Genomic DNA, 17,694 nt, shown 5'->3' on the forward strand with positions numbered 1-17,694 from the left:
TTCCGGCAGAACCGCTAGAGGCCGGCCAGCGCCAGCAGGTGCTCGGTCTCCGGACCGCGGACCAGCGCGGCGGCCGTCGGCGGATCGGTGGGTCCGGTGCCGTAGGACGGGCAGTCCTTGGCCAGCACGCAGATGCCGCACGCCGGCTTGCGGGCGTGGCAGACGCGGCGCCCGTGGAAGATCACCCGGTGACTCAGCAGAGTCCACTCGCTGCGGTCGATGAGTTCGCCGACCGCGTGCTCGACCTTGACCGGATCCTCCTCGGCCGTCCACCGCCAGCGGCGCACCAGGCGGCCGAAGTGGGTGTCGACCGTGATGCCGGGGACGTCGAACGCGTTGCCCAGGATCACGTTGGCGGTCTTGCGGCCCACGCCCGGCAGCGTCACCAGTTCCTCGAGGGTGGCGGGCACCTCGCCGTCGAACCGCGCCACCAGTTCCTGACCCAGCCGCATCAGCGAGTTGGCCTTGTTGCGGTAGAAGCCGGTGGTGCGGACCAGCTCCTCGAGTTCGGTGCGATCGGCCTGCGCGTAGTCCTGTGCAGTGCGGTACGTCGCGAACAGTGCCGGCGTGGCGAGGTTGACCCCTTTGTCGGTGCTCTGCGCCGACAAGATGGTCGCGACCGTCAGCTCGAGTGGATTGGTGAAGTCCAGTTCGCAGTAGACGTGCGGAAAGGCAACGGCCAGTTCACGATTCATTCGGCGGGCGCGCCGCACCAGGCCGAGACGGGTTTCGTTGTCCCACTTCTTGGCCGACGGGCGCCGAGACGGCGCGGACCGCGTCGGCTTCTCGGCCGACGACGCACCTGTAGTCACGACGGCAAGCCTACTGACCGTCACCGACACGGCCGCGTCCGAAGCGCTTCCCGGCCTGCTCGGAGCCTGTTTCGGGGCGGTTCGTACCGGTGACAAACCGTGATCCTGCTGAGACCTTCGGCAGGTTTACTTCTCCGTGTGTCCTGGTTGCTCGTGGCCTTCATCCCGGCGTTGCTGATGCTGGCGACGTTCGGGCTCGAGCGGCTGGAGTCCGGACTCAGTCGAGATACGGTGTCAGCCACCGATGTCGCCGAATTCCTGGCCCAGGCCAAGGCCGCCGACGTCAACACGCTGGCCCGCGACGGGATGAGTGAGGCGATCAACGGCCAGCAGCGGCGGCGTCACGACCGCGAGCCGTCGGTCGAGACCCTGCCGACCCGGCTCGCCCCGACGGGTTTGCCGACACGCCTTCATCTGACGCATCGGCCCAATCCGCAATTTCAGCCGACTCGCCACGCCAATCCTGTGTAGCGTTGGCACGTTGCGAGAGCGCGTACCTCTACACTGAGCTCGCTATTCAGTACGAGGGTTCGATAGCGCATGTCATATCACCGAACAGCTTAAGGGGCAACGTGGACGAGATCCTGGCCAGGGCCGGAATCTTCCAGGGAGTCGAGCCCAGCGCCGTATCCGCGCTGACCAAGCAGCTTCAGCCCGTCGACTTCCCGCGCGGGCACACCGTGTTCGCCGAGGGTGAGCCCGGCGACCGGCTGTACATCATCATCACGGGCAAGGTGAAGATCGGCCGTCGCTCGCCGGACGGCAGGGAGAACCTGCTGACCATCATGGGCCCGTCGGACATGTTCGGTGAGTTGTCCATCTTCGACCCCGGTCCGCGGACGTCCAGCGCCACCACCATCACCGAGGTGCGCGCCGTCTCGATGGACCGTGACGCGCTGCGCGCCTGGATCGCCGACCGCCCCGAGATCGCCGAGCAGCTGCTGCGCGTGCTGGCCCGCCGGTTGCGCCGCACCAACAACAACCTGGCCGACCTCATCTTCACCGACGTCCCGGGCCGGGTGGCCAAGCAGCTGCTGCAACTCGCGCAGCGCTTCGGCACCCAGGAGGGCGGCGCGCTGCGCGTCACCCACGACCTCACGCAGGAAGAGATCGCGCAGCTCGTCGGGGCATCCCGCGAGACCGTCAACAAGGCGCTCGCCGATTTCGCCCACCGCGGCTGGATCCGCCTGGAGGGCAAGAGCGTGCTGATCAGCGACTCCGAACGGCTGGCCCGCCGAGCTCGATAGTTCTGCGATTTCGGCGCGCTGACGTTCACCAAGCGATCGTTTGCGCGCCGAATCACGAACGCAGGTAGTCCAGCTGGGCCTGCACGCTCCACTCCGCGGCTTCCCACAGCTTCTCGTCGACGTCGGTGTAGACGTGTTCGACGACCTGACGCGCGGTGGCGTCGTCGCCCAGCGTGCGCAGCGCCTCGCGGACCTGGTTGAGCCGGTCCTCACGGTGGGCGAGGTACATCGCGGTCACCGACGCGAGGTCCTCGAGATCGGGGCCGTGGCCCGGTAGCACCGCGCGCCCGCCGAGCCCCTGCAGGCGGCGCAGCGATTCGAGGTAGTCGCGCAGGCTGCCGTCCTCGTGGTCGATCACCGTCGTCCCGCGGCCGAGCACCGTGTCGGCGGTCAGCACCGCGTCGTCGAGGACGAACGACAGCGAGTCGGCGGTGTGCCCCGGTGTCGCCATCACCGTGATGCGCAGGCCCGCGGCGTCGATCACCTCGCCGTCGGTCAGCGGTCCGCCGAGTCCGCGCAGGAATCCGCTGCCCACCGAGCGCACCACCGCGCCGGTGCGCTCGACGAGCTTGTCGATCGCATCGGTGTGGTCGCCGTGTTTGTGGCTGATGAGCACCAGCGGGATGCGGCCGAGCTCGGCCAGCCGGCCGACGTGCTCGTCGTCGTCGGGACCGGGGTCGACGATCACCATCTCGGTGCTACCGGGACCGCGCAGCACCCAGGTGTTGGTGCCGTCGAGCGTCATGATGCCCGGGTTGTCGCAGAGCAGGACCGACGCCGTCGCCGTCACCGGGCGCAGCTGCCCGTATGCCGGATGCGCGAGCGCGGCGGCCCCGTCGCTCACGCGACCTCGACGACGATCTCGACCTCCACCGGTGCGTTGCGCGGCAGTTCGGAGACCCCGACCGCGGACCTGGCGTGCGCGCCGGCCTCGCCGAAGACCTCGCCGAACAGTTCCGAGGCACCGTTGATCACACCGGGTTGGCCGTGGAAACCCGGCGCGGACGCCACGAAGCCGACCACCTTGACGACCCGCACCACCGCGTCGATCCCGACGAGGGCGTGCACGGCGGCCAGCGCGTTGAGCCCGCACAACCGGGCCAGCGCCTTGGCCTGCTCCGGGCTGACCTCGGCGCCCACCTTGCCGGTCGCGGTCAGCTCACCGGCCACGATCGGCAGCTGGCCGGCCGTGTAGACGAGGCTGCCGGTCCGCACCGCGGGGACGTACGCCGCCAGCGGCGTCACCACCTCGGGCAGCTCGATCCCGAGTTCGGCGAGCTTCTCGGAGTGGGTCACTTGGGCCGTTTCAGATACGCGACATGCTGCTCACCGGTCGGGCCCGTGAGCACCGACACCAGCTCCCAGCCGTCTTCCCCCCACTGATCGAGGATCTGTTTGGTGGCGTGCGTCAGCAACGGCACCGTGGCGTATTCCCAGCGGGTCGGTTCGCTCATGTGCCGAGCTTATCGGTCCGTGCCCTCGGTCCGGGATGCCCGCATGGCTAGCATGCAGGAGTGGCATCCACTACCAACGGCGGTAGACCCGTCGGCTGGCCCTCGCGGCTGACCAAGGCGCGGCTGCATTTCGTGACCGGCAAGGGCGGCACCGGCAAATCGACCATCGCGGCGTCGCTGGCGCTGGCCCTCGCGGCAGGCGGACGCAAGGTGCTGCTCGTCGAAGTCGAAGGGCGACAAGGCATCGCGCAGCTCTTCGACGTGCCGCCGCTGCCCTACAAAGAGGTCAAGATCGCCACCGCCGACGGCGGCGGACAGGTCAATGCGCTGGCCATCGACACCGAGGCCGCGTTCCTCGAGTACCTCGACATGTTCTACAACCTCGGGCTGGCCGGGCGGGCGATGCGCCGGATCGGCGCCGTGGAGTTCGCCACCACGATCGCCCCCGGCCTGCGCGACGTGCTGCTCACCGGCAAGATCCGCGAGATCGTCACCCGTGCCGAGAAGGGCAAGCAGCCGGTGTACGACGCGGTGGTGGTCGATTCACCGCCGACCGGCCGGATCGCCCGCTTCCTCGACGTCACCAAGGCGGTGTCCGACCTTGCCAAGGGCGGCCCGGTGCACTCGCAGGCCGAGAGCGTGGTCAAGGTGCTGCACTCCGAACTCACCGCGATCCATCTGGTCACGCTGCTGGAGGCGCTGCCGATCCAGGAGACGCTGGAGGCCATCGACGAGCTCAAGGCGCTCGACCTGCCGATCGGCAGCGTCATCGTCAACCGCAACATCCCGACGTACCTGGATGCCGATGACCTGACCAGGGCCGCCGAGGGCGGCATCGACGCCGACGCCGTCCGGTCCGGGCTTGCCGATGCCGGAATCACGCTGTCCGACAACGAGTTCGCCGGCCTGCTCACGGAGACCATCCAGCACGCGACCCGCATCGCCGCACGTGCGGAGAGCGCCGAGCAGCTCGACGGGCTCGACATCCCGCGGCTCGAACTGCCCGCACTGCCCGACGGCGTCGATCTCGGCAGCCTCTACGAACTGGCCGAAGAGCTCGCCCAGCAAGGCGTGCGATGAACGAAGAGAAGAGCACCATGGAGGTCAGTCGATAGTGAGCACCACCCCGCCCGTCCTCGACCTGGGCGCCATCCTGTCCGACCGGGCCAACCGCGTCGTGGTGTGTTGCGGCGCGGGCGGTGTCGGCAAGACCACCACCGCCGCCGCGATGGCGTTGCGGGCCGCGGAGTACGGCCGCACCGTCGTGGTGCTGACCATCGACCCGGCCAAGCGGCTGGCTCAGGCGCTGGGGATCAAGGACCTTGGAAACACGCCACAGCGGGTGCCGCTGGCGCCGGAAGTGACCGGCGAACTGCACGCGATGATGCTCGACATGCGCCGGACATTCGACGAGATGGTGATGCAGTACTCGGGACCCGAACGCGGAGAAGCGATCCTGGACAACCAGTTCTATCAGACGGTCGCGACGTCACTGGCGGGCACGCAGGAGTACATGGCCATGGAGAAGCTGGGTCAGCTTCTCGGACAGGACAAGTGGGACCTGGTGGTGGTCGACACCCCACCCTCCCGCAATGCACTGGACTTCCTGGACGCACCGAAGCGGTTGGGCAGCTTCATGGACAGCCGGCTGTGGCGGATGCTGCTGGCGCCCGGCCGCGGCATCGGCAAGCTGGTGACCGGCGCCGTCGGCCTGGCGATGAAGGCGATGTCGACGATCCTCGGCTCACAGATGCTGTCGGACGCGGCGGGTTTCGTGCAGATGCTCGACACGACGTTCGGCGGTTTCCGGGAGAAGGCCGACCGCACCTACGCGCTGCTCAAACGGCGGGGCACTCAGTTCGTGGTGGTGTCGGCGGCCGAGCCGGACGCACTGCGTGAGGCGTCGTTCTTCGTCGACCGGCTGTCCCAGGAGAAGATGCCGCTCGCAGGCCTGATCCTCAACCGCACCCATCCGATGCTGTGCGACCTGCATGCCGACAAGGCGTCCGAGGCCGCCGAGGAGCTGCTGGCAAAGGATTCGGGTTCGCTGCCCGCGGCGGTGCTGCAGGTGCACGCCGCGAGGGCGTCGACCGCCAAGCGGGAGATCCGGCTGCTGTCGCGCTTCACCGGCGCCAACCCGCACGTGGCGATCGTCGGTGTGCCGTCACTGCCGTTCGACGTGTCGGATCTCGACGCGCTGCGCGCGATCGCCGATCAGATCACCGGCTCGGTGAACCAGCAGGCCGAACAGGCCTGAGGGCAGGCGTCAGACGGCGCTGCGGTGTTTGCGCTGAGCGGAGAAGAACTCGGCCCAGGAGTTGACCTCGGGATGCTGCTTGAGCAGGGCGCGGCGCTGCCGTTCGGTCAGTCCACCCCAGACACCGAACTCCACGCGGTTGTCGAGTGCATCGGCTCCGCACTCGAGGATCACCGGGCAGTGCCTGCAGATGACGGCGGCTTTGCGCTGGGCGGCGCCACGAACGAAGAGCTCATCGGGATCGGCCTGACGACAGCGTGCCTGCGATACCCAGGCGATCCGCGCCTCGGCTTCGGCGCCCGGTAAAGGTGTCGGGGAGGAGAGAATAGTGGTAGTTCGTTGCGCCGCGAGCCCATTTTTTGACACCAGCGATCCCTTCGTTCTGCCGCCGCCCCGGTCGGCGAGTCCACCCGAGTAGATCACTGCTGCGATCTACGCCACACTGCGCCAGAAAGTGTGTCCTGGATCGCACTGTGTGTCCAAGCTAGGTGGTCAGCGGGTATTTACGCAACAGTTTGTCGGGCACTTTTTTGGCACTCCCGTGCCGACACGCCCGCTTTGCCAGGTCGAGCGGATTCCGCTGACGTGGTCCGAACGGGCAATCATGCCGGTCAGGGGATGTCCTCCGACGGCCTCGTTACTCTGTACCCATGCCGGAGCGCCCCCCCAGAGCCGTCACGCTCATCAAGCTCGCCTGGTGCTGCCTGCTGGCCAGTGTGCTGACGGCGGCGCTGCTGTTTCCCGTGGTCGGCGGCATCGGGCTGATGTCCAACCGGGCGTCCGACGTGGTTGCCAACGGCTCAGCCGCGCTCGTCGAGGGCGAGATCCCGCAGGTCTCGACGATGGTCGACGCCAAGGGCAACACGATTGCCTGGCTGTATTCGCAGCGCCGGTTCGAGGTGCCGAGCGAGCAGATCGCCAACACCATGAAGCTGGCGATCGTCTCCATCGAGGACAAGAGGTTTGCCGAGCACAACGGTGTCGACTGGCAGGGCACCCTGACCGGCCTCGCCGGCTACATGCGCGGCGACTCCGACACCCGCGGTGGATCGACCCTCGAGCAGCAGTACGTGAAGAACTATCAGCTGCTGGTGGTCGCGCAGACCGACTCCGAGCGGCGCGCGGCGATCGAGACCACGCCCGCCCGCAAGCTGCGTGAGATCCGGATGGCGCTCACGCTGGACAAGACGTTCACCAAGCCGGAGATCCTCACCCGCTACCTGAACCTGGTGTCCTTCGGCAACGGCGCGTTCGGCATCCAGAACGCCGCCCAGACCTACTTCGGGGTGAACGCCGCCGAGCTGAACTGGCAGCAGTCCGCGCTGCTGGCGGGCATGGTGCAGTCGACGAGCACGCTGAACCCCTACACCAATCCCGACGGTGCGCTGGCGCGGCGGAACCTGGTGCTGGACACCATGATCGACAACATCCCGGCCGAGGCAGAAGCGTTGCGGGCGGCCAAGGAGCAGCCGCTCGGCATCCTGCCGGTGCCAAACGAACTCCCGCGCGGCTGCATCGCCGCGGGTGACCGGGCGTTCTTCTGCGACTACGCGCTGGACTACCTGGCGCGCGCCGGGATCAGCAAGGAGCAGGTGGCCCGCGGCGGCTATCTGATCAGGACGACGCTCGACCCCGACGTGCAGGCCCCGGTGAAGTCGGCGATCAACCAGTTCGCCAGCCCCGACCTCGAGGGCGTGGCCAGCGTGATGAGCGTGATCAAGCCGGGCAGGGAGTCGCACCCGGTGCTGGCGATGGCGTCCAACCGCACCTACGGCCTCAACACCGAGGCGGGCGAGACCATGCAGCCCCAGCCGTTCTCACTGGCCGGCAACGGCGCGGGGTCGGTGTTCAAGATCTTCACCGTCGCCGCCGCGATGGACATGGGCATGGGCATCAACACCCAGCTGTCCGTCCCCGGGCAGTTCCAGGCCAAGGGCCTGGGCAGCAGCGACCGGCCGGGCTGCCCCGCGGCGACCTGGTGCGTCAGCAACGCCGGCGGGTACCGCGGCACGATGAACGTGACCGACGCGCTGGCCACGTCCCCCAACACCGCGTTCGCCAAGCTGATCTCGCAGGTCGGCGTGCAGCGGGCAGTCGACATGTCCGTGCGGCTGGGCCTGCGGTCCTACGCGCTGCCCGGCACCGCCCGCGACTACGACCCGGAGAGCAACGAGAGCCTCGCCGACTTCGTCAAGCGGCAGAACATCGGCTCGTTCACGCTCGGCCCCATCGAGGTCAACGGCCTCGAACTGTCCAACGTCGGCGCCACCATCGCCTCCGGCGGCATGTGGTGCCCGCCCAACCCGATCGCCCAGGTCCTCGACCGCGTGGGCAACGAGGTCTCGGTCACCACGGAGACCTGTGAGCAGGCGGTGCCGGAAGGCCTGGCCAACACGTTGGCCAACGCGCTGAGCAAGGACGACAGCGGTTCGGGCACCGCGGCAGGCGCCGCCGGTTCGGTCGGCTGGGACCTGCCGATGTCGGGCAAGACCGGCACCACCGAGTCCAACCGATCCTCGGCGTTCCTCGGCTTCACGAATCAGTACGCGGCGGCCAACTACATCTACGACGACTCGACCGAGCCCAGCGAGCTGTGCTCGTTCCCGCTGCGCCAGTGCGGGTCGGGCGGCCTGTTCGGCGGCAACGAACCGGCGCGCACCTGGTTCGCGGCGATGAAGCCGATCGCCACCAACTTCGGTGACGTCGCGCTGCCGCCGACCGACCCGCGCTACGTCGACGGCGGCCCGGGGTCGCAGGTGCCCAGCGTGACCGGCCTGACCACCGACGGCGCCCGGCAGCGGATCAAGGACGCCGGATTCCAGGTGGCCGACCAGATCAGCTCGGTGAACAGCAACTCCCGGTCGGGCACCGTGGTGGGCACCTCGCCGAGCGGGCAGACCATCCCGGGATCGATCGTCACCATCCAGGTCAGCAATGGCATCCCGCCGGCACCGCCGCCACCGCCGGTCGGCATCCCGGGTGTGCCCGGCGGTCCGCCGGCGCCGGTCGGCCAGACCGTCGTCCAGATCCCCGGACTGCCGCCGATCACCGTGCCGGTGCTCGGGCCGCCCCCACCGCCACCGCCGCCGCCACCGTGATCGACCTGTGCGATTGCTTACGACCGCGGGGCGCGGAGCAGTGAGCGGGCACGACTCGCAGTAGGCTGCGAGTCATGCCCGACCCTTCGACGGTTCTGAAGAACGCCGCCGCCGTGTCCGTCGGCAGCCTGGCCGCCGGCATCGGCTACGCGTCGTTGATCGAGCGCAATGCGTTCGTGATGCGCGAGGTGACCATGCCGGTGTTGACGCCGGGCTCGTCGCCGCTGCGGGTGCTGCACCTGTCCGACCTGCACATGCGCCCGGGTCAACGGCGCAAGCAGGGGTGGCTGCGGGACCTGGCGCGGCTGCAGCCGGACTTCGTGGTGAACACCGGCGACAACCTCGCCCATCCCCGGGCGGTGCCCGCGGTGGTGCAGGCACTCGGCGATCTGCTGTCGGTGCCCGGCGTGTTCGTGTTCGGCAGCAACGACTACTTCGCGCCGCGGCTGAAGAACCCGCTGAACTACATCACCAACCCCTCGCACCGCGTGCACGGTCAGCCGCTGCCCTGGCAGGACCTGCGCGCCGCCTTCACCGAGCGCGGCTGGGTGGACATGACGCACGTCCGGCGCGAGCTCGAGGTGTCCGGCCTGAAGATTGCCCTCGGCGGGGTCGACGACCCGCACCTCAAGCGGGACCGCTACGACGCGATCGCCGGCGCGGCCGACCCGACGGCGAACCTGACCCTCGGGCTGACGCACTCCCCGGAGCCGCGAGTGCTCGATCGCTTCGCTGCCGACGGATACCAGTTGGTGCTGGCGGGGCACACGCACGGCGGACAGCTGTGCCTGCCGTTCTACGGCGCCATCGTGACGAACTGCGAACTGGACCGGTCACGGGCCAAGGGCGCCTCGCGGTGGGGCGCCCGCATGCAGCTGCACGTCTCGGCGGGCATCGGCACGTCGCCGTTCGCCCCGCTGCGGTTCTGCTGCCGGCCCGAGGCCACGATGCTGACACTGGTGGCGGCGCCGATCGGCGGCAAGGACGTGGGCAGCCGCGCCGGCCAGTCGCACCCCGCCGTGTCGGCGCGGTGATCGACCGGGCCGCGACCGCGGCCCGCAGCCAGCCGCGCGAGTGGCTGGACAACGCCATCCGGCTGATCGAGGCCGACTCCCGCCGCAGTGCGGACACCCACCTGCTGCGGTACCCCCTGCCGTCGGCCTGGTGCGGCGACGCCGACGTCGCGCTGTACCTGAAGGACGAGTCGACTCACATCACGGGCAGCCTCAAGCACCGGCTGGCGCGCTCGCTGTTCCTCTACGCGCTGTGCAACGGCTGGATCGGCGAGAACACCACGGTGATCGAGGCGTCGTCGGGGTCGACGGCGGTGTCCGAGGCGTACTTCGCGGCGCTGCTCAACCTCCCCTTCATCGCCGTGATGCCGTCGTCGACCAGCCCGTCGAAGATCGCGCTCATCGAATCCCAGGGCGGGCGTTGCCATTTCGTGGCCGAATCGTCGCAGGTGTACGCGGAGGCGGAGCGGCTCGCCGAGGAGACGGGCGGGCACTATCTCGACCAGTTCACCAACGCCGAACGGGCCACCGACTGGCGCGGCAACAACAACATCGCCGAGTCGATCTACGAGCAGATGCGCGACGAGGCCCACCCGATCCCGGAATGGATCGTGGTGGGTGCGGGCACCGGCGGCACCAGCGCGACGATCGGTCGCTACATCCGCTACCGCAGGCACGCCACCCGGTTGTGCGTCGTGGATCCGGAGAACTCGGCCTTCTTCCCGGCCTACGCCCAGGATCGCGACGACGTGACCGGTTCGTCGTCACGCATCGAAGGCATCGGCCGGCCCCGCGTGGAACCGTCGTTCCTGCCCGGTGTGGTGGACCGGATGACGGTGGTGCCGGATGCGGCATCGGTTGCGGCGGCGCGCCATGTCAGCGCGGTACTCGGCCGACGCGTCGGGCCGTCGACGGGAACGAATCTGTGGGGCGCGTTCGGGTTACTGGCGGAGATGACCGCGGCGGGGCGAAGCGGGTCGGTGGTGACGTTGATCGCCGACAGCGGCGACCGCTATGCCGACACCTACTTCTGCGACGACTGGCTGACCAGCCAGGGCATCGACCCGTCGAAGTCCGCCTCGGAATTGGTGGAGTTCGAGCGGTCCTGCCGCTGGGCCTGATCGTCGGAGCCCTTGATCAGCGGGCCGTCTGAGGTCAGGAACAGCCATACTGCCGCGAGGACGAAGAACCCCAGATAGATGGACGCTCCCAACCCGGTCATGTCGTGCCTCGATTCTGCCTCTCGGTCGGCGCTCTGCCGTCACCGTGGTTAACGTCTGGGGTACCCACTTCCTTCCCGCGTCCGGAAGTGATCTGCGCCGCTTGGCCGGTCGCGGTATCCGTTTGGCTTAACGGCCTGCCGGTGCGATACCCTGTCAAAGCTTCACGCGGGGTGTGGCGCAGCTTGGTAGCGTGCTTCGTTCGGGACGAAGAGGTCGTGGGTTCGAATCCCGCCACCCCGACTCGGTGCAGTCGAGAGACCCTGACCATTGACTTCTGGTCAGGGTCTTTTTCTGTGTGGGTCAGGTGTCGTGAACAGCGGCGTAGTGTCCGCTTCATCAGCTTCGAGAAGAGGAGCCCGACATGCCCGCGACCGATCATGACTGGACCAAGCCGGCGGCACTCGCCATCCCCGAAGTGGGGTATTTCGCGATGGAGCGGGGCAGGTATGGACCGGTGTTTCCGCGCACGCCGGCCTGTTACGGCTTCACCATCATCGCCAAGGTCATACCGGGCCGCGAGGAGGCGATCCGCGAGCACGGGAGGACGATTCAAGCTGCAGTCGAGAAGGATCCAGAGGTTCTCGCTCCGCTGAAGCTGCATTATCTGCGGTGGCAGCTGTTCGATATCGGCGAGGACCTGTACTTCCAGTACCAGGGCATCTTCGACACCGACTTCGACAAATACACCGAGGATGCGGTGGCGTTGTTCAGCCAGTCAGGCATCGCGACCACGTTCGAGAATCTCGAAGGTTTCCCGAAGGACTGGCGAGAGCGTCCCGAGGGATTCGTCCAGTTCGTTCGTGAGCACCACGTACCGAGCTTCCTCGAGTACGGCGAATATCCCTTCGTGACGGCTGATGAGATCAAGAAGGCGCTGACACTCAAGGCGTCCTTCTCGACCATGCTCGACCAGATGCAATAGTCCAGGGCGTTTCGAGCGGCGGCTCCGGCTATCGCGCTGTGGGGCGGGCAGCGCCTTTGGCCCATGCCCAGGCTGCCAGACGCCAGTCCGCGCCAATTCTTTGAAGCGCGACCGTGTAAGAAGCTCCCGTCTGTGTGACCTTCTGACCGCGAAGGTCGAACGTCATGGTCGCGGGGACAACGACATAGCAGTGGTCGTCGGCGACATCGACGTGTTGTGGCTCGCCGAGCGCGATGTGGTACTGCGAAGCCCCTAGGTGGGCACCCTCTACGAGCACGTCTCGCCACCAGTCTGCAGCGGCTGTCGGCCCGTGCCAGACATGAGGCGGCATCCCATCGAGGATCTGCATGGGGTCTGCGCATTCAGCGGACATGGCGCTCGAGTCGCCGTGATTGAAGGCTTCTACGTACCGCAGCACCGCGGCCATCGGATCGTCAGAGTCAGCCACGTCGGAACTCCACTCTCTGGGCGCACTCCTACGGTAGTCGCCCACCAAGGAAACGAAAGGTGCAGTTCGGGGGCCCCTACTGTGGATGGGTCGCCAGGTACTCCCCGACGGGGACCGGCGATGTCGCGGAGTATCCGACGGGCAGCAGCACGTCACCGGCCGTCGTTCGGTAGTAGACCTCCCACCGGTGGTAGCCGTTGAACGCGGCGGGGTCGGCGGCGAGCACGGCCGCGTAGTCCGTGATGCCCTGCACGTAATCGTCGGAGTTGTTGTACCGGAACAGCGCACGTGCGGGATCGGCGGCGAAGCCGTTGGCGGCGAGGTGGCGCCCGGCGGCCAGGATGCTGTCGCGCGGGGCGTAGATGTCACCTCCGGCGCCGTACGCGGCGAACGTCGAGGGCAGGAACTGCATCGGACCCTGCGCTCCCGCGGTGCTGGTGCCCACGATGCTGCCGAGCCGGGTCTCGACCAGGTTGATCGCGGCCAGGTAGTTCCAGCCCACGCCGGACGCCGCCTCGGCCTCCCGGTAGTGGCTCAGCAGTTCCTGCGCCGGTCGCGGCGGATCGATCCGCCAGGCGGGCAACGTGTCCTTCGCCTCGCCGTGCAGGAGCGCGTCCAGCGCGCGTCGCGCGGAGACGTTGAGGTCGAAGACCGCCAGCAGTGACGGCGGGACACGGGGACGGGTGACGGCGTCCCATTCGGGATGCCTGCCGATGGCGCGGTAGGCCGCCTGCTGGCGCCGCGCCGCCGCCCGCAGCACATCCTCGGGCAGCGACGGGTCGCGCAGCGCCTGCTCGTCGGCGACGAGGTCGTCGGCCAATGCGGCGGGGTCGGCAGTCAAGCGCGGCTGCGCGGGCTCGGGCGCAGCCGGAGTCCGAGTCGGCTCGGCCGTCGGCGCCGGTGATCGAGCCGGCGTCGGGGTCACCGGATCCGGCGCGGTCGGCTCCGAACACCCGGCGAGGACGAGCGCGGTCACGACCGCCGCGAGGGACCGCGAGCAGCGTGTGGCAGCGATGCGGCGACGATAGCAACACCTCCCCGGCCCGCCGCCCAACCAAGCGGTGGATAGGCTCACCGGTGATGACCGCTCTCGACGACGACAAGACAGACGCCGCCACGGCCGCAGGCCGCAGCTGGATCGCTGAGCTGCTGCAGTACCGCCGCGACGGTGACACCTTCGTCGCGCCGCAGGTCAGCACCGGTCCGGAGTACAGGCTGTTCGGCGGGCTCGTCGCCGCCCAGGCACTCGGCGCCGCAGGCGCGACCGTCGAGCCGGACAAGCTGCCGCAGTCGCTGCACGCCTACTTCGTGCGCGGCGGCCGCTACGGCGTCGACGTCGAACTGCACGTCGAGCGCACCCGCGACGGCCGGTCGTTCGACACCCGCCGCGTCACGGCCGTCCAGCAGGGCACCGCCATCCTCGAGATGATCGCGTCGTTCCACCGGCCCGAGGCGGGCACCGACTGGCATCCGCCGCGCACTCCCGGCATCGCCTTCGCCGACGCGGTGCCGAAGTCCCCGGACCTGGAGTCGGTCGAGCACTTCGAGATCCGCACGCACCCCGACGACGACTCCCCCTTCGCGGTGCCGCCGTTCTGGATCCGCACCGTCGAGCACATCGAGGACGACCCCCTGATCAGGGCCTGCGCGCTGACCTACATGTCCGACTTCGGCCCGGTGCCGTCCGCCCGCCCGCCCGGGGCGCCTGCGGTGCCCGGTGCCGGCATGGCGGCCAGCCTCGACCACTCGGTGTGGTTCCACCGGCCGTTCGTCCCGCACCAGTGGCACCGCTACGAGGTGAACGGCGTCAACAACAGCGACGCCAGGGGGCTGGCCGTCGGCTCGCTGTACGACATGTCCGGCGCTCTGGTGGCCAGCACCACCCAAGAAGCCCTCTGGCGCTTCTGATCTCGCCGCGCCGGGTGTTTGCCCACGTCGTGACGGGGTAAAAGACACGCGTGACACTTGCTCCTCTGTTGATCGAACCGACGCTTCCCGACGCCCGCGGCCCGCTGTCCCTCGCGGTGGTGAACCTGCTGTCGGAGCGTGCTCCGCGCAATCACCTGTCCCGTGTCGAGGCATCCGTCGGCGACTCCGATCCGTACGGTCTCGACCTGCACCTGGCGCTCTACACCTGCTATGAGCTGCACTATCGCGGCTTCGCGGGCGTCGACGCGGCGTGGGAGTGGAATGCCGGACTGCTGCATCTGCGCGGTCAGCTGGAGCACGCGTTCCTCACCGCGGTGCGCAATGACGTGGGCGAGATCTCCGAGGACGAGAAGGCTGCCGCGGAGATGGACGCGCTGGCCGTCGAGCCGGTCGACGGCTCCGGTCCGTCCTACTACCTGCGCGACGAGGGCACCTGGGAGCAGATGCAGGAGTACTTCGTGCACCGCTCGCTGTACCACCTCAAGGAGGGCGACCCGCACGCCTTCGCAATCCCGCGGCTGACCGGCCAGGCCAAGGCGTCGTTCGTCGCCGTCGAGTTCGACGAGTTCGGTGGCGGCCGTGGTCCCCGTCTGCATCAGCAGCTGTTCGCCGATCTGATGGCGGCGGCGGGCCTGGACAACACCTATCTCGGGTACATCGATCACGTGCCCGCCGAGGCGCTGGCCGCGGTGAACCTGATGTCGATGTTCGGTCTGCACCGAGCGCTGCGTGGCGCGGCCGTCGGCCACTTCGCGTCCACCGAGATCACGTCCTCGCCCGGATCACGCAGGCTGGTCGACGCACTCGAGCGGATGGCCGCCCCGGAGGCGTGCGTGGCGTTCTACCGCGAGCACGTGGAGGCCGACGCAGTGCACGAACAGGTGGTGCGCACCGACGTGGTCGGCGACCTGGTCGCGCGGGAACCGCATCTCGACGCCGACGTCGTATTCGGGATCAGGGCACACGCGCTCGTCGAGGACCGCCTCGCCGACCACGTGATGCGCAGCTGGGCTGCGGGCGAGAGCTCGCTACGCCGGCCGCTGGACTGAGTTCTCGACCTTCTCCCCGGCGCCGCTCCTGCGGCGGCGCCGGTGACTGGTGTCGCACAGCGGGTAGTTCTTCGAGCGTTTGCACACACACAGCGCGACCATGAAGCGGTCGGATTCCACGACGCTGCCGTCGGGCATCTCGATGCGGACCGGGCCCTGCACCATCACAGGCCCGTTCGGCACCACCCTGACGAGACGGGCTTCCTCACTCACGGCTTGTCGGCTCTGATCACGACGAGCTCCTCCTCGCGGCGGCCCGGTTCGAGCAGCCCGGCCTCCTCGAGCCACGCGGCCCGCGCCGACAGCACCGGGCCGAACGGAATCCACTGGTAGGCAATGATCTCCGCGTCGAGACCGGCCGCCGCCAAACCGGCGAGAGTCTGCCGGGGCCCGGAGAACTCCGAGTGCACGATCAGCATGGATCCGCCGTCGGCGAGCAGGTTGGGTGCCGCGGCGCAGAGCGGGTCGAGCACCAGCCGGCCGTCGGGTCCGGCGTTCCACGCCCGCGGCGGGCCGGCATGGGCCGGAATGGTCGCATCGTCGGCGAGGTCGGGATCGTGCGGCACGTACGGCGGATTGCTGACGATGAGGTCGAACGGGCCGAACTCGACGGCCCGTGCCCACGAGCCGAGATGCACGTCCACCGCGGCGCGGGCCGCGGCGGCGTTGACGCGCGCCGTGCGCACGGCCCTGGGACAGATGTCGAAGGCCGCAACGGCCGATGCGCCCTGCAGCGCCGCGCCGATGGCGACGAATCCGCTACCGGTACACAGGTCGGCGACCCGGCTGCCGACTGCCAGCCCCGTCTTCTCCATCACGTCGACGAGTAGCTGGGAATCCTCCTGCGGGGCGTACACGCCCTCCGGCACGACAACGGTGTCGCGTTCGTCGGTGTATGCGGTGGTCACTTCGGCCTTTCGACGTGCTTCGCTGTGTGTCACAGCACTGCGGTGATTAATGCCCGCCGTGCGATTCGTTAAACCCCCGCCGCGTTTGCGCGGGGCCGGTCCGGGCACCCGGATCCGATGAAGATCTCGGACATCGCCGCACTTCCCGTCCAGGCCGGCGCCGCGCTACGGCACGCCCGGCTGTTCCATCCCTCCGGTGTGCTGTCCACCGGGACGATCGAACGGCTCGCCCCGCCGAACGAGGGACTGCCGATGCCGTCCGGCGACGTCATCGGCAGGGTGTCCAAGGCCGTCGGCCTGCCCGACTCCTGGCCGGACATCGTCGGGCTCGCCTGGCGGATGACAGATCCGGAGTCCGGGAGGCCCTGGGACGTGCTGCTCGCCTCGACCTTCGGCGAGGGAATCGGCCGGCTGCTGCTACGGCCGGTGGCCGGCTGGTCCGACGTGTCGTTCACCAGCCTGATGCCGCTGCGGTACGGCGACGGCCTGTGGTGGGTCCGTGCCCGCATGACGACCGTGCTCGATGTCGCGGGCCTGCCGCTGTCTGCGGCCGAGGACCGGATCGCCGGTGGTGGGCTGGCATTCGACATCGAGCAGGCGGCGGGCACCGGCGAGTTCCACCCACTGGCCACACTGACGCTGCAGGCGCGCGCTCCGAAGGGCGAGGATGTGTCCTTCGACCCCACCCGCAACAGTGCGCCGGGTGTGCGGCTGTTCCCCGGCTGGCTGACCGACTTCCGGGAGGCCGCCTACCGGCGTAGCCGCGAAGGCCGCGACGCCGAGCAGGGCTAGTCCGACGACTCCGGGGCGTCTTCGGGCGTGGTGACCTCGGGGGCGACCTCCCGGGTCGCCATCCCACCCTCCTTGCCCTCGTCGGTCGGGCCTGGCCGGCCGCCCTTGGGCTCGTCGGCGAGTTCGTCGTCGTAGATCCCCTGTCCGCGTGGCATGGCTGCCCCTTTCTCGTCGCGGACCGGCTACCCGTCGCCGTCACGGCCCAACCGTTCCGGCGACGGCCATACACCCGCTTGACGGCTGTCAAGTCGTGTGATGCAGCAAACGTTGACTGTCGACTGAACCGGGCCTGACCATAGATAGCGTGTCAAAGAAAAGTGAGCGCGAAATGATCGACGACGTCGAGCACCGGCTCGTCGAGAAGTTCGCTGAGATTCCCGCCGGTCTGGTGGCCACCACGGTGGACGACGCCTACCGCCGGTTCGAGCACAGCGTGATCCGCGACTTCATCCCGCTCCTCGTCGAGCGCAAGGTCAGCGACGAGCTGGCCCTGGTGGCCGCCGCGCAGCCCGACCGCTCTTTCGCCTTCGCCGGGGTCTGAC

At 68.8% G+C, this 17,694-nt stretch carries 22 protein-coding genes and 1 tRNA gene; 13 read left to right on the top strand and 10 right to left on the bottom strand.

Translation table 11 applies throughout. The features are described from left to right. Positions 1-14: 14 nt before the first annotated feature. Positions 15-695, bottom strand: a complete 681-nt coding sequence (gene nth / locus AB0K11_RS12225) for an endonuclease III (RefSeq protein WP_364976788.1) — start codon at positions 693-695, stop codon at positions 15-17. A 294-nt stretch (positions 696-989) separates the two neighbouring features. Here nth and AB0K11_RS12230 point away from each other — a divergent pair, with 294 nt between their 5' ends. Both AB0K11_RS12230 and crp read left to right on the top strand, forming a co-directional pair. Further along, on the top strand, positions 990-1,283 hold the full coding sequence (locus tag AB0K11_RS12230; protein ID WP_364976790.1) for a hypothetical protein: 294 nt from the start codon (positions 990-992) through the stop codon (positions 1,281-1,283). Positions 1,284-1,384: 101 nt separating this feature from the next. Then, positions 1,385-2,059 (top strand): cAMP-activated global transcriptional regulator CRP, encoded by a 675-nt coding sequence (gene crp, locus AB0K11_RS12235; protein WP_005063269.1) that lies wholly within the window; start codon positions 1,385-1,387, stop codon positions 2,057-2,059. 52 nt (positions 2,060-2,111) lie between these two features. Here the strand turns inward: crp and AB0K11_RS12240 are convergent, their stop codons facing one another. The 3 genes from AB0K11_RS12240 to AB0K11_RS12250 are packed head-to-tail and all read right to left on the bottom strand — an operon-like array spanning position 2,112 to position 3,513. Then, the gene (locus AB0K11_RS12240; RefSeq protein WP_364976482.1) at positions 2,112-2,903 is read right to left on the bottom strand and encodes an MBL fold metallo-hydrolase; all 792 of its coding nucleotides are present in this window, start codon (positions 2,901-2,903) and stop codon (positions 2,112-2,114) included. Then, positions 2,900-3,355, bottom strand: coding sequence for a RidA family protein (locus AB0K11_RS12245; RefSeq protein ID WP_364976485.1), 456 nt, complete (start codon positions 3,353-3,355; stop codon positions 2,900-2,902). Before AB0K11_RS12245 ends, AB0K11_RS12240 begins: the two co-directional genes overlap by 4 nt. Beyond that, positions 3,352-3,513 carry a DUF4177 domain-containing protein gene (locus tag AB0K11_RS12250; RefSeq protein ID WP_109860180.1) on the bottom strand — a complete coding sequence of 54 codons (162 nt, stop codon included), beginning with the start codon at positions 3,511-3,513 and terminating at the stop codon, positions 3,352-3,354. Before AB0K11_RS12250 ends, AB0K11_RS12245 begins: the two co-directional genes overlap by 4 nt. Before the next feature lie 60 nt (positions 3,514-3,573). Between AB0K11_RS12250 and AB0K11_RS12255 the strand changes: the two genes are divergently transcribed. Both AB0K11_RS12255 and AB0K11_RS12260 read left to right on the top strand, forming a co-directional pair. Then, positions 3,574-4,593: an ArsA family ATPase gene (locus AB0K11_RS12255; protein ID WP_364976490.1), complete on the top strand. Its 1,020-nt coding sequence runs from the start codon at positions 3,574-3,576 to the stop codon at positions 4,591-4,593. A gap of 34 nt (positions 4,594-4,627) precedes the next feature. Then, a complete protein-coding gene (locus tag AB0K11_RS12260) occupies positions 4,628-5,770 on the top strand; it encodes an ArsA family ATPase (protein ID WP_364976493.1) in 1,143 nt (380 codons plus the stop codon). A gap of 9 nt (positions 5,771-5,779) precedes the next feature. Here the strand turns inward: AB0K11_RS12260 and AB0K11_RS12265 are convergent, their stop codons facing one another. Then, the gene (locus AB0K11_RS12265) at positions 5,780-6,097 is read right to left on the bottom strand and encodes a WhiB family transcriptional regulator (RefSeq protein ID WP_364976792.1); all 318 of its coding nucleotides are present in this window, start codon (positions 6,095-6,097) and stop codon (positions 5,780-5,782) included. A 323-nt stretch (positions 6,098-6,420) separates the two neighbouring features. On the opposite strand from AB0K11_RS12265, the gene ponA2 reads away from it, so the two are divergent. From ponA2 to AB0K11_RS12290, 5 genes are all read left to right on the top strand, one after another. After that, complete coding sequence (gene ponA2 / locus AB0K11_RS12270) at positions 6,421-8,868, top strand: transglycosylase/D,D-transpeptidase PonA2 (RefSeq protein WP_364976497.1); 2,448 nt, start codon at positions 6,421-6,423, stop codon at positions 8,866-8,868. A gap of 74 nt (positions 8,869-8,942) precedes the next feature. Beyond that, on the top strand, positions 8,943-9,902 hold the full coding sequence (locus tag AB0K11_RS12275; RefSeq protein ID WP_364976500.1) for a metallophosphoesterase: 960 nt from the start codon (positions 8,943-8,945) through the stop codon (positions 9,900-9,902). Beyond that, entirely contained in the window at positions 9,899-11,002 is a 1,104-nt protein-coding gene (locus AB0K11_RS12280) for a PLP-dependent cysteine synthase family protein (RefSeq protein ID WP_364976503.1), read from the top strand. The genes AB0K11_RS12275 and AB0K11_RS12280 overlap by 4 nt, the downstream gene beginning before the upstream one ends. Before the next feature lie 268 nt (positions 11,003-11,270). Further along, positions 11,271-11,344 (top strand) — tRNA-Pro (locus AB0K11_RS12285). Positions 11,345-11,465: 121 nt separating this feature from the next. After that, positions 11,466-12,026, top strand: coding sequence for a hypothetical protein (locus AB0K11_RS12290; protein ID WP_364976506.1), 561 nt, complete (start codon positions 11,466-11,468; stop codon positions 12,024-12,026). 28 nt (positions 12,027-12,054) lie between these two features. Here AB0K11_RS12290 and AB0K11_RS12295 read toward each other — a convergent pair whose 3' ends face one another. Both AB0K11_RS12295 and AB0K11_RS12300 read right to left on the bottom strand, forming a co-directional pair. After that, positions 12,055-12,474: a nuclear transport factor 2 family protein gene (locus AB0K11_RS12295; protein ID WP_364976509.1), complete on the bottom strand. Its 420-nt coding sequence runs from the start codon at positions 12,472-12,474 to the stop codon at positions 12,055-12,057. A gap of 76 nt (positions 12,475-12,550) precedes the next feature. Beyond that, positions 12,551-13,315, bottom strand: a complete 765-nt coding sequence (locus tag AB0K11_RS12300) for a lytic transglycosylase domain-containing protein (RefSeq protein ID WP_364976512.1) — start codon at positions 13,313-13,315, stop codon at positions 12,551-12,553. Between the two features lie 239 nt (positions 13,316-13,554). Here AB0K11_RS12300 and AB0K11_RS12305 point away from each other — a divergent pair, with 239 nt between their 5' ends. Together AB0K11_RS12305 and AB0K11_RS12310 are read left to right on the top strand one after the other, a co-directional pair. After that, positions 13,555-14,382, top strand: coding sequence for an acyl-CoA thioesterase domain-containing protein (locus tag AB0K11_RS12305; protein ID WP_364976515.1), 828 nt, complete (start codon positions 13,555-13,557; stop codon positions 14,380-14,382). A gap of 50 nt (positions 14,383-14,432) precedes the next feature. Then, positions 14,433-15,452, top strand: coding sequence for an iron-containing redox enzyme family protein (locus AB0K11_RS12310; RefSeq protein ID WP_364976518.1), 1,020 nt, complete (start codon positions 14,433-14,435; stop codon positions 15,450-15,452). On the opposite strand, the gene AB0K11_RS12315 is transcribed toward AB0K11_RS12310, so the two are convergent. Together AB0K11_RS12315 and AB0K11_RS12320 are read right to left on the bottom strand one after the other, a co-directional pair. Then, the gene (locus tag AB0K11_RS12315; protein WP_364976794.1) at positions 15,432-15,617 is read right to left on the bottom strand and encodes a CDGSH iron-sulfur domain-containing protein; all 186 of its coding nucleotides are present in this window, start codon (positions 15,615-15,617) and stop codon (positions 15,432-15,434) included. The two genes, AB0K11_RS12310 and AB0K11_RS12315, sit on opposite strands and share 21 nt — an antisense overlap. A gap of 44 nt (positions 15,618-15,661) precedes the next feature. Then, positions 15,662-16,360: a HemK2/MTQ2 family protein methyltransferase gene (locus tag AB0K11_RS12320; protein WP_364976520.1), complete on the bottom strand. Its 699-nt coding sequence runs from the start codon at positions 16,358-16,360 to the stop codon at positions 15,662-15,664. 117 nt (positions 16,361-16,477) lie between these two features. On the opposite strand from AB0K11_RS12320, the gene AB0K11_RS12325 reads away from it, so the two are divergent. Next, on the top strand, positions 16,478-17,152 hold the full coding sequence (locus AB0K11_RS12325; protein ID WP_364976523.1) for a phosphodiesterase: 675 nt from the start codon (positions 16,478-16,480) through the stop codon (positions 17,150-17,152). Here the strand turns inward: AB0K11_RS12325 and AB0K11_RS12330 are convergent. Next, positions 17,149-17,307, bottom strand: coding sequence for a hypothetical protein (locus AB0K11_RS12330; RefSeq protein ID WP_264015798.1), 159 nt, complete (start codon positions 17,305-17,307; stop codon positions 17,149-17,151). The two genes, AB0K11_RS12325 and AB0K11_RS12330, sit on opposite strands and share 4 nt — an antisense overlap. Before the next feature lie 173 nt (positions 17,308-17,480). Between AB0K11_RS12330 and AB0K11_RS12335 the strand changes: the two genes are divergently transcribed. Beyond that, a complete protein-coding gene (locus tag AB0K11_RS12335) occupies positions 17,481-17,693 on the top strand; it encodes a three-helix bundle dimerization domain-containing protein (RefSeq protein WP_364976526.1) in 213 nt (70 codons plus the stop codon). Position 17,694: the final 1 nt, after the last annotated feature.

Source organism: Mycobacterium sp. NPDC050551 (assembly GCF_040674075.1).
Classification (GTDB): domain Bacteria; phylum Actinomycetota; class Actinomycetes; order Mycobacteriales; family Mycobacteriaceae; genus Mycobacterium.

Coding starts and splice junctions, on each gene's coding strand:
- nth (WP_364976788.1), bottom strand. CDS start 695: ATGAATCGTGAACTGGCCGTTGCCTTTCCGCACGTCTACTGCGAACTG.
- AB0K11_RS12230 (WP_364976790.1), top strand. CDS start 990: ATGCTGGCGACGTTCGGGCTCGAGCGGCTGGAGTCCGGACTCAGTCGA.
- AB0K11_RS12250 (WP_109860180.1), bottom strand. CDS start 3,513: ATGAGCGAACCGACCCGCTGGGAATACGCCACGGTGCCGTTGCTGACG.
- ponA2 (WP_364976497.1), top strand. CDS start 6,421: ATGCCGGAGCGCCCCCCCAGAGCCGTCACGCTCATCAAGCTCGCCTGG.
- AB0K11_RS12275 (WP_364976500.1), top strand. CDS start 8,943: ATGCCCGACCCTTCGACGGTTCTGAAGAACGCCGCCGCCGTGTCCGTC.
- AB0K11_RS12290 (WP_364976506.1), top strand. CDS start 11,466: ATGCCCGCGACCGATCATGACTGGACCAAGCCGGCGGCACTCGCCATC.
- AB0K11_RS12305 (WP_364976515.1), top strand. CDS start 13,555: ATGACCGCTCTCGACGACGACAAGACAGACGCCGCCACGGCCGCAGGC.
- AB0K11_RS12315 (WP_364976794.1), bottom strand. CDS start 15,617: ATGGTGCAGGGCCCGGTCCGCATCGAGATGCCCGACGGCAGCGTCGTG.
- AB0K11_RS12325 (WP_364976523.1), top strand. CDS start 16,478: ATGAAGATCTCGGACATCGCCGCACTTCCCGTCCAGGCCGGCGCCGCG.
- AB0K11_RS12330 (WP_264015798.1), bottom strand. CDS start 17,307: ATGCCACGCGGACAGGGGATCTACGACGACGAACTCGCCGACGAGCCC.
- AB0K11_RS12335 (WP_364976526.1), top strand. CDS start 17,481: ATGATCGACGACGTCGAGCACCGGCTCGTCGAGAAGTTCGCTGAGATT.